Annotated in this window: 26 protein-coding genes and 1 pseudogene; all 27 read right to left on the reverse strand. The window is 57.1% G+C overall.

The features are described 5' to 3' along the window. Window positions 1-93: 93 nt before the first annotated feature. Window positions 94-717 (reverse strand): 30S ribosomal protein S4, encoded by a 624-nt coding sequence (rpsD, locus tag AXG89_RS04290; protein ID WP_062000483.1) that lies wholly within the window; start codon window positions 715-717, stop codon window positions 94-96. A gap of 158 nt (window positions 718-875) precedes the next feature. Next, entirely contained in the window at window positions 876-1,280 is a 405-nt protein-coding gene (gene rpsK, locus AXG89_RS04295) for a 30S ribosomal protein S11 (protein WP_006052224.1), read from the reverse strand. A gap of 26 nt (window positions 1,281-1,306) precedes the next feature. Further along, a complete protein-coding gene (gene rpsM, locus AXG89_RS04300) occupies window positions 1,307-1,672 on the reverse strand; it encodes a 30S ribosomal protein S13 (protein WP_062000484.1) in 366 nt (121 codons plus the stop codon). Window positions 1,673-1,713: 41 nt separating this feature from the next. Continuing rightward, window positions 1,714-1,830, reverse strand: a complete 117-nt coding sequence (gene rpmJ / locus AXG89_RS04305) for a 50S ribosomal protein L36 (RefSeq protein WP_004199844.1) — start codon at window positions 1,828-1,830, stop codon at window positions 1,714-1,716. Window positions 1,831-1,850: 20 nt separating this feature from the next. After that, window positions 1,851-1,925: pseudogene (gene infA / locus AXG89_RS42965) on the reverse strand (translation initiation factor IF-1); the annotation flags it as partial. Between the two features lie 62 nt (window positions 1,926-1,987). After that, on the reverse strand, window positions 1,988-3,334 hold the full coding sequence (gene secY, locus AXG89_RS04315; RefSeq protein ID WP_062000485.1) for a preprotein translocase subunit SecY: 1,347 nt from the start codon (window positions 3,332-3,334) through the stop codon (window positions 1,988-1,990). 44 nt (window positions 3,335-3,378) lie between these two features. Continuing rightward, a complete protein-coding gene (rplO, locus tag AXG89_RS04320) occupies window positions 3,379-3,813 on the reverse strand; it encodes a 50S ribosomal protein L15 (RefSeq protein WP_062000486.1) in 435 nt (144 codons plus the stop codon). 29 nt (window positions 3,814-3,842) lie between these two features. Next, on the reverse strand, window positions 3,843-4,025 hold the full coding sequence (gene rpmD, locus AXG89_RS04325; protein WP_056355429.1) for a 50S ribosomal protein L30: 183 nt from the start codon (window positions 4,023-4,025) through the stop codon (window positions 3,843-3,845). A 14-nt stretch (window positions 4,026-4,039) separates the two neighbouring features. Then, complete coding sequence (gene rpsE / locus AXG89_RS04330; protein WP_031361566.1) at window positions 4,040-4,558, reverse strand: 30S ribosomal protein S5; 519 nt, start codon at window positions 4,556-4,558, stop codon at window positions 4,040-4,042. A 14-nt stretch (window positions 4,559-4,572) separates the two neighbouring features. Next, window positions 4,573-4,938 carry a 50S ribosomal protein L18 gene (gene rplR, locus AXG89_RS04335; protein ID WP_056355425.1) on the reverse strand — a complete coding sequence of 122 codons (366 nt, stop codon included), beginning with the start codon at window positions 4,936-4,938 and terminating at the stop codon, window positions 4,573-4,575. A gap of 12 nt (window positions 4,939-4,950) precedes the next feature. Continuing rightward, on the reverse strand, window positions 4,951-5,484 hold the full coding sequence (rplF, locus tag AXG89_RS04340; RefSeq protein ID WP_062000487.1) for a 50S ribosomal protein L6: 534 nt from the start codon (window positions 5,482-5,484) through the stop codon (window positions 4,951-4,953). Window positions 5,485-5,503: 19 nt separating this feature from the next. After that, a complete protein-coding gene (gene rpsH, locus AXG89_RS04345; protein ID WP_031361569.1) occupies window positions 5,504-5,899 on the reverse strand; it encodes a 30S ribosomal protein S8 in 396 nt (131 codons plus the stop codon). A 14-nt stretch (window positions 5,900-5,913) separates the two neighbouring features. Beyond that, entirely contained in the window at window positions 5,914-6,219 is a 306-nt protein-coding gene (rpsN, locus tag AXG89_RS04350; RefSeq protein ID WP_031361570.1) for a 30S ribosomal protein S14, read from the reverse strand. Window positions 6,220-6,226: 7 nt separating this feature from the next. Beyond that, window positions 6,227-6,766 carry a 50S ribosomal protein L5 gene (rplE, locus tag AXG89_RS04355; RefSeq protein ID WP_035933066.1) on the reverse strand — a complete coding sequence of 180 codons (540 nt, stop codon included), beginning with the start codon at window positions 6,764-6,766 and terminating at the stop codon, window positions 6,227-6,229. 13 nt (window positions 6,767-6,779) lie between these two features. Next, window positions 6,780-7,088, reverse strand: a complete 309-nt coding sequence (gene rplX, locus AXG89_RS04360) for a 50S ribosomal protein L24 (RefSeq protein WP_056355419.1) — start codon at window positions 7,086-7,088, stop codon at window positions 6,780-6,782. Between the two features lie 9 nt (window positions 7,089-7,097). Next, on the reverse strand, window positions 7,098-7,466 hold the full coding sequence (gene rplN, locus AXG89_RS04365) for a 50S ribosomal protein L14 (protein ID WP_006052212.1): 369 nt from the start codon (window positions 7,464-7,466) through the stop codon (window positions 7,098-7,100). Window positions 7,467-7,755: 289 nt separating this feature from the next. Continuing rightward, entirely contained in the window at window positions 7,756-8,028 is a 273-nt protein-coding gene (gene rpsQ / locus AXG89_RS04370) for a 30S ribosomal protein S17 (protein WP_056355415.1), read from the reverse strand. Next, a complete protein-coding gene (rpmC, locus tag AXG89_RS04375) occupies window positions 8,025-8,219 on the reverse strand; it encodes a 50S ribosomal protein L29 (protein ID WP_047845339.1) in 195 nt (64 codons plus the stop codon). The genes rpsQ and rpmC overlap by 4 nt, the downstream gene beginning before the upstream one ends. Window positions 8,220-8,228: 9 nt before the next feature. Continuing rightward, window positions 8,229-8,645 (reverse strand): 50S ribosomal protein L16, encoded by a 417-nt coding sequence (gene rplP / locus AXG89_RS04380; protein WP_031361576.1) that lies wholly within the window; start codon window positions 8,643-8,645, stop codon window positions 8,229-8,231. Window positions 8,646-8,647: 2 nt separating this feature from the next. Next, the gene (gene rpsC, locus AXG89_RS04385; protein ID WP_056355412.1) at window positions 8,648-9,466 is read right to left on the reverse strand and encodes a 30S ribosomal protein S3; all 819 of its coding nucleotides are present in this window, start codon (window positions 9,464-9,466) and stop codon (window positions 8,648-8,650) included. 11 nt (window positions 9,467-9,477) lie between these two features. Continuing rightward, window positions 9,478-9,807, reverse strand: a complete 330-nt coding sequence (rplV, locus tag AXG89_RS04390) for a 50S ribosomal protein L22 (protein WP_031361578.1) — start codon at window positions 9,805-9,807, stop codon at window positions 9,478-9,480. Between the two features lie 12 nt (window positions 9,808-9,819). Further along, on the reverse strand, window positions 9,820-10,095 hold the full coding sequence (gene rpsS / locus AXG89_RS04395; protein WP_031361579.1) for a 30S ribosomal protein S19: 276 nt from the start codon (window positions 10,093-10,095) through the stop codon (window positions 9,820-9,822). 10 nt (window positions 10,096-10,105) lie between these two features. Beyond that, window positions 10,106-10,933: a 50S ribosomal protein L2 gene (gene rplB / locus AXG89_RS04400; RefSeq protein ID WP_062000488.1), complete on the reverse strand. Its 828-nt coding sequence runs from the start codon at window positions 10,931-10,933 to the stop codon at window positions 10,106-10,108. A 2-nt stretch (window positions 10,934-10,935) separates the two neighbouring features. After that, window positions 10,936-11,250, reverse strand: coding sequence for a 50S ribosomal protein L23 (rplW, locus tag AXG89_RS04405; RefSeq protein WP_062168153.1), 315 nt, complete (start codon window positions 11,248-11,250; stop codon window positions 10,936-10,938). Continuing rightward, window positions 11,247-11,867, reverse strand: a complete 621-nt coding sequence (gene rplD, locus AXG89_RS04410) for a 50S ribosomal protein L4 (RefSeq protein ID WP_056355407.1) — start codon at window positions 11,865-11,867, stop codon at window positions 11,247-11,249. Before rplD ends, rplW begins: the two co-directional genes overlap by 4 nt. Beyond that, window positions 11,867-12,526 (reverse strand): 50S ribosomal protein L3, encoded by a 660-nt coding sequence (gene rplC, locus AXG89_RS04415; RefSeq protein WP_056355628.1) that lies wholly within the window; start codon window positions 12,524-12,526, stop codon window positions 11,867-11,869. Before rplC ends, rplD begins: the two co-directional genes overlap by 1 nt. Window positions 12,527-12,710: 184 nt before the next feature. After that, window positions 12,711-13,022, reverse strand: a complete 312-nt coding sequence (gene rpsJ / locus AXG89_RS04420) for a 30S ribosomal protein S10 (protein WP_056355405.1) — start codon at window positions 13,020-13,022, stop codon at window positions 12,711-12,713. Window positions 13,023-13,120: the final 98 nt, after the last annotated feature.

Consider the following 13,120-nt stretch of genomic DNA (forward strand, 5'->3'; position numbering starts at 1 on the left):
ACGCCGATAAGGCTGACCGGTGACAACCCGAAAATAAACAGCCGAGGCAACCCCTTGCCTTCCGCAATCAGGGTGCCCCGGCCGCTAATCCGATTAACGCGAATACAATTCGACGATCAGGCTTTCGTTGATATCGCCAGCAATGTCAGCGCGATCCGGCATGGCTTTGAACGTGCCTTCGAACTTCTTGGCATCGACCGTCACCCAGCTCGGCATTCCGCCTTGCTCAGCCAGGTTCAGCGCTTCCAGAATACGGACTTGCTTCTTCGACTGTTCGCGAACAGCAACCACGTCGCCTGCCTTAACTTGCATCGACGGAATGTTGTTCACTACACCGTTTACCGTGATCGACTTGTGGCCGACCAGCTGACGCGCTTCAGCGCGCGTTGAGCCAAAGCCCATGCGGTAGACGACGTTGTCCAGACGCGACTCGAGCAATTGCAGCAAGTTTTCGCCCGTCGGGCCCTTGCGGCGATCAGCTTCAGCGAAATAACGGCGGAATTGACGTTCAAGTACGCCGTAGATGCGCTTGACCTTTTGCTTTTCGCGCAACTGCGTACCGTAGTCAGACGTACGAGCGCCCGACGTACGACCATGCTGACCCGGCTTGCTGTCGAGCTTGCACTTGTCGGCGAGCGAACGGCGTGCGCTCTTCAGGAAAAGATCAGTACCTTCACGGCGGGACAACTTTGCTTTAGGACCGGTATAACGTGCCACTTTGCATCCTTAATAATTGATCACGCGAAATACGTTCGCGCTAGTTCGAACTCGATGGATCGAACGGTGGGCTTAGTCAGTATTCTTAACGCAGATTTCATAACGCAAGCAACCTGTCGACGCGCGAGCGTCAACAGGTCAAAGCGTTACGCGACGCCTTAGATACGACGACGCTTCGGCGGACGGCAACCGTTGTGCGGAACCGGTGTCACGTCGGAGATTGCGGTGATCTTGATGCCAAGACCATGCAGCGCACGCACCGCCGATTCACGGCCAGGACCGGGGCCCTTGATCCGCACTTCGAGGTTCTTCACGCCGTATTCCATCGCCACGCGGCCAGCCGATTCGGCTGCGACCTGAGCTGCAAACGGGGTCGATTTACGCGATCCCTTGAAGCCCTGGCCACCCGACGTAGCCCAGGCGAGTGCATTGCCCTGGCGATCGGTGATCGTGATGATGGTGTTGTTGAACGACGCGTGAACGTGAACTACGCCCTCGGCGACGTTCTTCTTGACCTTCTTGCGAACGCGTTGCGCCGCGGAGTTGTTCGAAGCCTTAGCCATTACGTTTTCCTGTAACTATATTCCGCTTACTTCTTCAGCGATTGCGCTGCACGACGCGGACCCTTGCGGGTACGGGCATTCGTACGTGTGCGCTGTCCACGCATGGGCAAGCCCTTGCGATGGCGAACGCCACGGTAGCAGCCCAAGTCCATCAGGCGCTTGATATTCATCGTCACTTCGCGACGCAGGTCGCCTTCTACGATGAACTTACCCACTTCTTCTCGCAGCTTTTCGAGGTCTGCGTCAGTGAGGTCTTTGACCTTCTTCGAAAACTCCACACCAGACGAGACGCAAATGTTGCGTGCGCGCGTGCGGCCTACACCGAAAATTGCCGTGAGGCCGATTTCAGTATGCTGGTGATTCGGGATGTTAACCCCTGCGATACGAGCCATTGTTTTTCCTCAAACAAAAAGCGCAAGCAAAAGCGCGGCGTTCAGCCTTGACGCTGTTTGTGGCGCGGATCAGAGCTGCAAATCACGCGCACAACGCCCTTGCGCTTGATGATCTTGCAATTGCGGCAAATGCGCTTAACCGATGCCATCACTTTCATGATATTACCCTTTTTTCAAATCACTTCGCCCGTAACACGATCCGTGTACGAGACAGATCGTAAGGGGTCAACTCAACCGTTACCTTGTCGCCCGGATCTGTATCCAGTGACGGCAGAGCTATCCTTCAACTCGTGCCGCCCCTGACCACGGTCCTTATCAGCGCATCGGGACGTTGCTGCCTTTGAAGTTCGCCTTCTTGAGCAGCGATTCATACTGTTGCGACATGACGTAAGACTGAACCTGCGCCATGAAATCCATCGTGACCACCACAATGATCAGCAGTGATGTTCCACCGAAGTAAAACGGTACGTTCCAACGCAGCACCAGGAACTCTGGCAGCAAGCAAACGAACACGATGTAGATCGCACCAGCCAGCGTCAAACGCGTCAGGATCCGATCGATATACCGCGCCGTCTGGTCGCCCGGACGAATCCCGGGAACGAATGCACCACTCTTCTTCAGGTTGTCGGCCGTTTCTCTGCTGTTGAACACCAGCGCGGTGTAGAAGAAGCAGAAGAAAACGATCGCCATCGCGTACAGCAACACGTACACCGGCTGGCCAGGCTTGAGCGCCTCGGCAACGTTGTGCAGCGTGTTCGCGAACCAGCCGGTCCGCGTACCTGAACTGAACCAGTTCAGGATAGTTGCCGGGAAGAGGATGATCGACGACGCGAAGATCGGCGGAATCACACCCGACATGTTCAACTTCAGCGGCAAATGCGAAGACTGACCGCCGTAAATCTTGTTTCCGACCTGACGCTTTGCGTAGTTCACCAGGATCTTGCGCTGGCCGCGTTCGATGAAAACCACCACGAACGTAACCGCCGCAATCAGCACGACGATGATGATCGCCGAGATGATACTCATGGAGCCAGTGCGAACCAGCTCAAAGAGACCACCGATTGCGTTCGGGAAACCCGCCGCAATACCGCCGAAAATGATGATCGAGATGCCGTTGCCCAGTCCGCGTTCCGTGATCTGCTCACCCAGCCACATCAGGAACATCGTGCCGGTCACCAACGTCACTACCGTCGTCAACCGGAACACCATGCCAGGATCGATAACGAGCCCAGCCTGATTTTCCAGCGCCACCGCAATACCAAACGCCTGGAACGTAGCCAGCACAACAGTGAAATAACGCGTGTACTGCGTGATCTTCCGTTGTCCTGCCTGCCCTTCTTTCTTCAGCGCTTCCATTTGCGGCGAAACGATCGAGAGCAGCTGCATGATGATCGACGCCGAGATGTACGGCATGATCCCAAGCGCGAAGATCGTGAACCTGGACAGTGCGCCACCCGAGAACATGTTGAACATGCCAAGGATGCCGCCTGACTGACTCTGGAAAAGCTTCGCCAGCTGATCCGGGTCGATACCCGGCACCGGAATATGCGCACCGATACGATAGACGATCAGCGCCAGCAGCAAGAACATTGCACGCCGACGCAAATCGCCGAACTTCGCAGCGCTTCGACCGGATTTTGCGAGACTCGGGCTATTAGCCAAGAACCTTCTCCGATGCTTTCGCTAACAACGACAACACGCGCACGTTACTCAGCGAACGAGCCGCCAGCGGCTTCGATCGCAGCACGAGCACCCTTCGTAGCGGTGAGGCCCTTAACCGTGATCTTGCGCGTCAGTTCGCCCGTCTTGATGATCTTTGCGCTCGTAATGAGCACGCCGAGCAGACCGGCTTGCTTCAAAGCCAACAAATCGACTTCGTCGACCGGCAGCTTCTCGATATCCGACAGGCGCACTTCACCAACGAACTCACGCGTCAGCGAGCTAAAGCCACGCTTCGGCAGACGACGTTGCAAAGGCATCTGGCCGCCTTCGAAGCCGACTTTATGAAAGCCGCCCGAACGCGATTTCTGACCCTTGTGACCACGACCTGCAGTCTTGCCGAGGCCGGAACCGATACCGCGACCGACGCGACGCTTTGCGTGCTTCGCGCCTTCTGCCGGCTTGAGGTTATTCAAATCCATATTCAACTCCTTGATCCCTGGTCAGCCGCTTAGCTGAGGACTTTGACAAGGTACGAGACCTTGTTGATCATCCCGCGCACTGCCGGCGTGTCCTGCAGTTCGCTGACCGAGTTGAGTCGGCGCAGGCCCAGACCACGCACCGTTGCACGATGCGTTTCGCGGGTCCCAATCAGGCTCTTCACGAGCTGAACCTTGACAGTTTTTTCAGACATGGTGACCACCTGGCTTAGCCCAAAATATCTTCGACGGACTTGCCGCGCTTCGCCGCGATGTCACCCGGCGTCGACTGCTTGCGCAGGCCGTCGAGTGTTGCACGAACGAGGTTGTACGGATTCGTCGAACCGTGGCTCTTCGCCACAACGTTTTGAACGCCCATCACGTCGAACACTGCGCGCATCGGGCCGCCGGCGATAACACCCGTACCGTCCTTGGCCGGAGCCAGGAGAACAGCGGATGCGCCATGCTTACCGTGCACTTCGTGTTGCAGCGTACCGTTCTTCAACGGCACCTTGAACATGTTGCGGCGTGCTTGTTCCATTGCCTTTTGAACAGCAACCGGAACTTCCTTCGCTTTGCCCTTGCCCATGCCGATGCGGCCATCGCCATCGCCAACCACGGTCAGTGCGGCAAAACCGAGAATCCGGCCGCCCTTCACAACCTTGGTCACGCGATTGACCGCGATCATTTTTTCACGGAGGCCGTCGTCGCGTTCTTCAGCCTTCACATTCGCTTGCATCTTTGCCATGACGAATTCTTCCCTTAGAACTTGAGTCCGGCTTCGCGTGCCGCATCAGCCAGCGCTTTCACGCGGCCGTGGTAACGGAAACCTGAACGGTCGAAGGCGACGGATTCGACGCCGGCAGCCTTGGCTTTTTCAGCAATACGCTTACCGACAGCGATCGCAGCGTTGACGTTGCCGCCCTTACCGGTCTTGTCGGCCAGTTCGGCACGCACTTCAGCTTCGAGCGTCGACGCGCTTGCCAGCACCTTGGTGCCGCATGCCGAGAACACTTGCGCATAGATATGCGTGTTCGTGCGATGCACAGCCAGACGTGCGACCTGCAGCTCAGCGATCTTGACGCGCGTCTGTTTAGCGCGGCGCAGGCGAGATTGAGTCTTATCCATGATTGCGCACCCTTACTTCTTCTTCGTTTCTTTGAGGATGACGACTTCGCCGAAGTAGCGCACGCCCTTGCCCTTGTAGGGCTCCGGCGGACGGTAACCGCGAACTTCCGCAGCGACCTGGCCAACTTTCTGCTTGTCGATCCCCTTGATCACGATTTCGGTTTGCGTCGGGGTTTCAACCTTGATGCCTTCCGGCATCGCGTGCACCACGGGGTGCGAGAAACCCAGCGACAGATTCAGCTTGTCGCCCTGCGCCTGCGCGCGATAACCAACGCCAACCAGCGTCAGCTTGCGCTCGAAACCCTTCGTAACGCCATTCACCATGTTCGCCACGAGGGCGCGCATCGTGCCCGACATCGCATTCGCTTCACGGCTTTCATCAGCCGGGGCGAAGTTGAGCGTGCCGTTGTCGTTTGCTACCGTAACAAGCGGGTTGGCCGCTTGCGTAATCGTACCCAGCGGGCCCTTCACGGTGATTGCTTCGCCGCTGAAGGCCACTTCCGCGCCTTGCGGCAGCGTAATCGGGCTTTTACCTACTCGAGACATGTTTCTTCTCCTTTTCGGCTTAAGCGACGTAGCAGAGGACTTCGCCGCCGACGCCGGTCTGGCGCGCCTTGCGGTCGGTCATCACACCCTGGGGCGTCGACACGATTGCAACGCCGAGACCGTTCATCACAACCGGAATGTCGTTACGACCGCGATACACACGCAGACCAGGCTTCGAGACGCGTTCAATGCGCTCGATAACCGGACGGCCGGCGTAGTACTTCAACGCGATATTCAATTCCGACTTCGCACCTTCAGACTTCACTGCGAAATCGTCGATATAACCTTCGTCCTTCAAAACCTGCGCAATCGCAACCTTGACTTTCGACGAGGGCATTGTCACCGACACTTTCTCAACCATCTGCGCATTGCGGATGCGAGTCAGCATATCGGCGATAGGATCACTCATGCTCATTTACGTATCTCCTATTACCAGCTCGCCTTGGTCAGGCCAGGGATTTCGCCGCGGAAAGCGATTTCGCGAATCTTGCTGCGTGCCAATCCGAATTTGCGGAACGTACCACGCGGACGACCCGTGATCGCGCAGCGGTTACGCTTGCGAGTGGGGTTCGAGTTGCGGGGCAGTTGCTGCAGTTCGAGACGAGCGGCATAACGCTCTTCGTCCGACTTGCTCGCGTCATCGATGACCGCCTTCAGCGCAGTACGCTTGGGAGCGTACTTTGCAGCAAGGCGTGCACGCTTCTTTTCACGTTCGATCAGTGCCAGTTTAGCCACGGTAACCTCAGTTTCTGAACGGGAACTTGAAGCTGGCGAGCAGTGCCTTCGCTTCATCGTCAGTCTTCGCGGTCGTCGTGATGCTGATGTTCAGCCCACGAAGCGCGTCGATCTTGTCGTAATCGATCTCGGGGAAAATGATCTGCTCTTTCACACCGATGTTGTAGTTGCCGCGACCGTCGAACGCACGACCCGATACACCGCGGAAGTCACGAACCCGGGGGAGCGCAACCGTCACGAAACGATCGAGAAATTCGTACATGGCCTGGCCGCGCAGCGTAACCATCGCGCCGATCGGGTAGCCCTGACGAATCTTGAAGCCAGCGATTGCCTTGCGTGCCTTCGTGATAACCGGCTTCTGGCCAGCAATCTTCGTCAGGTCGCCAACGGCGTTTTCGATGATCTTCTTGTCGGCGACGGCTTCGCCAAGACCCATGTTCAGGGTGATCTTGGTGATGCGCGGCACTTCCATGATGGACTTGTAGCCGAACTTCTCAACGAGGCCGGGTACAACCTTCTCTTTATAAAATTCTTGCAGACGTGCCATTTTTTACTCCGCGTCAGACGCTAAGCGTGGCACCGGTCGACTTCAAGAAGCGAACCTTCTTGTCGCCTTCGACCTTGATGCCCACACGTGACGCCTTGCCATTCGCGTCGACCAATGCGACGTTCGAAATATGCAGCGGCATCGTCTTGGCTTCTACGCCGCCCGTCGTACCCTTCATCGGGTTCGGCTTGACATGCTTCTTGACGAGATTGATACCCTCGACCGTCACACGTTCTTCGCCAACGGACAGCACGACGCCGCGCTTGCCTTTATCTTTGCCAGCGGTAACGATAACTTCGTCACCTTTGCGAATCTTATTCATCGCGACTCCTTACAGCACTTCCGGCGCGAGCGAAACGATCTTCATAAATCGTTCACTACGCAATTCACGCGTAACCGGTCCGAAAATACGCGTACCGATAGGCTCGAGCTTGGCATTCAAAAGTACGGCGGCATTACCGTCGAACTTGATCAGCGAGCCGTCCTGGCGGCGCACGCCCTTGGCCGTACGAACGACCACGGCGTTGTAGATTTCGCCCTTCTTCACGCGTCCGCGCGGCGTTGCTTCCTTGACGGTCACCTTGATGATGTCGCCAATGCTAGCGTAACGACGCTTCGAGCCGCCGAGCACCTTGATGCACATCACTTCACGTGCACCCGTGTTGTCGGCAACTTCAAGCCGAGTTTCGGTCTGAATCATGGTTTATCTTTCCCAACTTAATCCAGTTACGCCACCATGGCGCACCCGGTCAGTCTTGGTCCCGTCAGCCTGGTGGCTGCTTGGGTTAGAACAGGCAGCGAGGGCAGACGAAACCCGCCATCGCAATCCGGTGAATCTGTCAGCACAAGCTTGGCGCCTGCACCGGCTTCCCCCACCAACTTCGCCCGCGATGGGGCTCCCACAAAGAGGGAAGACCGAAATTATAACGCATAATTTCGGTCTGGCAAGCGAAAGTTACTGCGACACTTCTTTGTTGCGGTTTTGCTGCTTAGATGACGCGTGCTGCTTCCAGCAATTTCGACACAACCCAGGCTTTCGTCTTGGAAATCGGACGGGTCTCCTGGATTTCAACGAGATCACCTTCGTTGTACGTGTTCGCGTCGTCGTGAGCGTGGTACTTCTTCGACCGCACGACGTACTTGCCGTAGATCGGGTGCTTTACGCGATGCTCGACCAGCACGGTGACCGTCTTTTCCATCTTGTTGCTGACGACCTTGCCGACCAGCGTCCGCTTGAGCGAGGTTTTTACGCTATCGTTCATTTCTGGTTCGCCTTCTCAGTCAGGACGGTCCGCACACGAGCGATATCGCGACGAACCTTCTTCAATTGACTGTTGTTGGTCAATTGCTGGGTCGCGAGTTGCATGCGCAGGCCGAATTGCGCCTTCAGCAGGTCCGTCAGCTCTTGATTGAGAGCGGCCTGGTCTTTCTGGTGAAGTTCGGAAGCCTTCATCATTGCTCCTTAGGCGCCGAGCTGGCGTGAAACGAAGTACGTCTTCAGCGGCAGCTTTGCTGCAGCCAGACGGAACGCTTCACGTGCCAACTCTTCAGTAACACCGTCCATTTCATACAACATCTTGCCCGGTTGAATCTCTGCGACGTAGTACTCAGGGTTACCTTTACCGTTACCCATCCGTACTTCAGCCGGCTTTTGCGAAATCGGCTTGTCCGGGAAAATGCGGATCCAGATACGGCCGCCACGTTTAATGTGACGCGTCATTGCACGACGCGCCGCTTCGATTTGGCGCGCGGTCAAACGGCCGCGACCGATAGCTTTCAGACCATATTCACCGAACGACACTGCGTTGCCGCGCGTCGCCTTGCCGGTGTTACGACCCTTCTGCTCTTTGCGATACTTTCTGCGTTTCGGTTGCAGCATCGTTATTCTCCAGTCTTCCCGTCGCCGCCGGCACCGCCAGCACGACGGGGAGCGCCTGCGCCACGGCGCGCACCTGCGTTTGCCGGACCACCACCTTCACCGTCACGACGCGGACGGCGATCGCCACCCGGACGTGCGTTGCGGCGCGGACGCTTGTCTTCGGCTACTTCTTCGACCACCGGTGCGTCATTGCGGCCCAGCGTGTCGCCCTTGTAGACCCACACCTTGACGCCGATGATGCCGTAGGTCGTCTTCGCTTCCGAAGTTGCGTAGTCGATATCTGCGCGCAGCGTGTGAAGCGGAACGCGACCTTCGCGATACCACTCCGTACGAGCGATTTCGATACCGTTAAGACGGCCTGCGCTCATGATCTTGATGCCCTGGGCACCCAGACGCATGGCGTTTTGCATCGCACGCTTCATCGCGCGGCGGAACATGATCCGGCGCTCGAGTTGTTGCGTGATCGAATCAGCGATCAACTGTGCGTCGGTTTCCGGCTTGCGGATTTCTTCGATGTTGACGTGGACCGGAACACCCATGCGGCGTTGCAGTTCCGACTTCAACAGTTCGATATCCTCACCCTTCTTGCCGATCACAACGCCCGGACGCGAGCTGTAAATCGTGATACGTGCGTTCTTCGCCGGACGCTCGATGACCACCCGACCAACCGAAGCGTTCTTCAGCTTCTTCTTCAGGTATTCACGAACACCGATGTCTTCCTGCAGCATCGACGCGAAATTGGTGTTGTTCGCGTACCAACGCGACGCCCAATTTCGGCTGACAGCCAGACGGAAGCCTGTCGGATGAATTTTTTGTCCCATCGTATGGCTCCTTAATTCCCGACCGTCACAGTGATGTGACAGGATTGCTTCTCGATGCGGTTACCACGGCCTTTTGCGCGCGCGGTAAAACGCTTCAGGGAAGCGGCCTTGTCGACCATGATGCTCGTTACCTTGAGCTCGTCGATGTCGGCGCCTTCGTTGTGTTCCGCATTCGCGATCGCAGACAACACGACCTTCTTGACAATACCCGCCGCCTTCTTCGGCGAGAACGTCAGAACGTTCAGCGCCTTGTCGACCGGCAAACCACGGATCTGGTCAGCCACAAGACGCGTTTTCTGCGCCGAGATGCGGGCACCGCGATGAATAGCTTTTACTTCCATCTTGATAGCCCCTTATTTCTTGGCCTTCTTGTCGGCTGCATGACCCTTGAACGTACGGGTCAATGCGAACTCGCCAAGTTTGTGGCCGACCATGTTTTCCGAAACATAAACCGGGACGTGTTGACGGCCGTTATGAACGGCGATCGTCAGACCGATGAAGTCCGGCAGGATCGTCGAACGACGCGACCAGGTCTTGATCGGTTTCTTGTCACGCGCAGCTGCGGCAGCCTCAACCTTCTTCAGCAAATGAGCGTCGCAGAACGGACCTTTTTTAACAGAACGTGCCATTGCTTACTCCTTAGCGCTTGTGACGGCGCTGAACGATCATCGTCGTCGTGCGCTTGTTGCTGCGGGTGCGATAGCCCTTAGCCGGGGTTCCCCACGGGCTGACCGGATCGCGACCTGCTGCCGTCTTACCTTCACCACCACCGTGCGGGTGATCGACCGGGTTCATTGCAACGCCACGCACCGTCGGGCGGATACCGCGCCAGCGGTTAGCACCGGCCTTACCGATTTGACGGAGGCTGTGCTCTTCGTTGCCAACTTCACCAATCGTCGCGCGGCACTCGATGTGCACACGGCGAATTTCACCCGAACGCAGGCGAACCTGAGCGTACGTGCCTTCACGAGCCAGCAGCATTGCCGACGTACCAGCCGAACGCGCCATTTGCGCACCCTTGCCCGGCAGCATCTCGATGCAGTGAATCGTCGTACCGACCGGAATGTTGCGGATCGGCAGGGTGTTACCCGAGCGGATCGGCGCTTCCGAACCAGACATCAACGATTGACCCACCGTCGCACCCTTCGGAGCGATGATGTACTTGCGCTCGCCGTCTGCGTACAGAACCAGCGCGATGTTCGCGCTACGGTTCGGATCGTACTCAAGACGTTCGATCTTTGCCGGAATTCCGTCCTTGTTGCGACGGAAATCGACCATACGGTAGTGTTGCTTGTGACCGCCACCCTTGTGACGCGTCGTGATGCGACCGGAGTTGTTCCGGCCGGCGGTCACGGACTGTGCGTCGAGCAGCGCTGCATGCGGCTTGCCCTTGTACAGGTCCTTGTTGACCACCTTGACCATCGCGCGGCGACCCGGCGAAGTCGGCTTAACTTTTACGATTGCCATGATTACTTGGCCTCCGCTTCAAAGTTGATTTCCTGGCCGGGCTTCAGGCAGACATACGCCTTCTTCACGTCTTTGCGCTTGCCCATGAAGCGGCTAAAGCGCTTGGCTTTACCCTTCGTGACCAGCACGTTGACGGAATTGACTTCTACCTTGAACAGCAGCTCGACAGCAGCCTTCACTTCCTGCTTCGTGGCATCGGGCGCGACTTCGAACACAACTTGCTCGTTCTTGTCGGCCACCAGCGTCGCCTTTTCGGAGATCACCGGCGCGAGCAGGACCTGCATCAAACGATGATCGTTCTTGCGAATCTCGCTCATGACAGCAACTCCTCGATCTGGGCGACCGCAGCCTTCGTAATCAGGATCTTCTTGAAGTAGATCAACGAGAGCGGGTCGGCGTAACGCGGCTCGACAACGGCCACGTGGGCCAGATTGCGCGACGCGAGGTACAGGTTTTCGTCGACCGTGTCAGTGATGACCAGAACCGATTCCAGACCCATTGCCTTGAATTTTTCGGCCAGCAGCTTGGTCTTCGGCGCTTCGAGCGTGAGCTCGTCGACTACCGAGATACGGCCTTCACGGGCCAGCTGCGAGAAGATCGAGCAGAGACCTGCGCGATGCATCTTCTTGTTGACCTTGTGCGAAAAGTTCTCTTCCGGCGAATTCGGGAAGATACGGCCACCGCCGCGCCACAACGGGCTCGACGACATACCGGCACGAGCGCGGCCCGTACCCTTTTGGCGCCACGGCTTCTTGGTCGTGTGCTTGACTTGCTCACGATCCTTCTGCGCGCGGTTACCGCTACGTGCGTTGGCTTGATAGGCCGTGACGACCTGATGGATCAGCGCTTCGTTGTAATCGCGACCGAACACGACGTCCGATGCGTTCACACCCGTGCCTTCCTGACCATTGGCGTTCAGGAGCTTAAGTTCCATTATTTCGCTCCTTTCACAGCGCGCGTCTTGACTGCCGGCGTCACGAAAACCTTGCCGCCCTTGGCGCCAGGAACGGCGCCGCGAACCAGCAACAGATTGCGGTCAGCGTCAATGCGAGCGATCACGAGGTTTTGCACCGTAACCGTTTCGTCGCCCATGTGACCCGTCATGCGCTTACCCGGGAAAACACGACCCGGATCCTGCGCCATACCGATCGAACCAGGGACGTTGTGCGAACGCGAGTTACCGTGCGATGCGCGACCCGAAGCAAAGTTGTGACGCTTGATGGTACCGGCGTAGCCCTTACCGATCGACACGCCTTGCACGTCGACTTTCTGACCCACTTCGAAAATGTCCGTACCGATCACGGTACCGTTCGACAACTCGGCAGCCTTTGTGGAATCGATTTGGAATTCTTTGAGGACTTCACCAGCTTGTACGCCGGCTTTGGCAAGGTGACCTGCCAGCGGCTTCGTCACGCGCGATGCGCGGCGAGTACCGAATGCAACTTGAACGGCGATGTAACCATCCGTTTCTACAGACTTGATCTGCGTCACTCGGTTGTCCGACACGTCCAGTACGGTGACGGGAATCGAATCCCCTTCAGGCGTAAAGATACGGGTCATGCCAACCTTGCGACCTACGAGTCCAAGGCTCATCGTTTTCTCCATTCCCAACTGCGATTGGTCGGGGCTGATTTACAAAATGCCGGTCAATTCATGAGAATCGCACCGACTTTTTTGCGCAAATGCGCGAAAAGCCTTGGAGTATAACAAGGCTTTTCGTTTTCCGCAAGCAATCAAAGACTTAGCGCCACTCCTCGCGAGAGCGGCGCGGTGAAACTTATTGCAACTTGATTTCGACGTCGACGCCAGCCGGCAGGTCGAGCTTCATCAACGCGTCAACGGTCTTGTCCGTCGGGTCGACGATGTCCATCAGGCGCTGGTGCGTACGGATTTCAAGCTGATCGCGCGACGCCTTGTTGACGTGCGGCGAACGCAAAATGTCAAAACGCTGGATACGGGTCGGCAGCGGCACCGGGCCACGTACGATTGCGCCAGTCCGCTTGGCCGTATCGACAATTTCAGCTGCCGATTGATCGATCAGACGATAGTCGAAAGCCTTGAGGCGAATGCGGATTTTCTGGTTTGCCATGACAATTCCTTGAAAAGAGCGAGACGGTGTTGCACCGTCGATTTGGTAAAAGAGCAAGGAGCCGAGCACGCGTAAGGCACGTGCGCCCGGCCCCGGGC

Source organism: Burkholderia sp. PAMC 26561 (assembly GCF_001557535.2).
Taxonomy (GTDB): Bacteria; Pseudomonadota; Gammaproteobacteria; order Burkholderiales; family Burkholderiaceae; genus Caballeronia.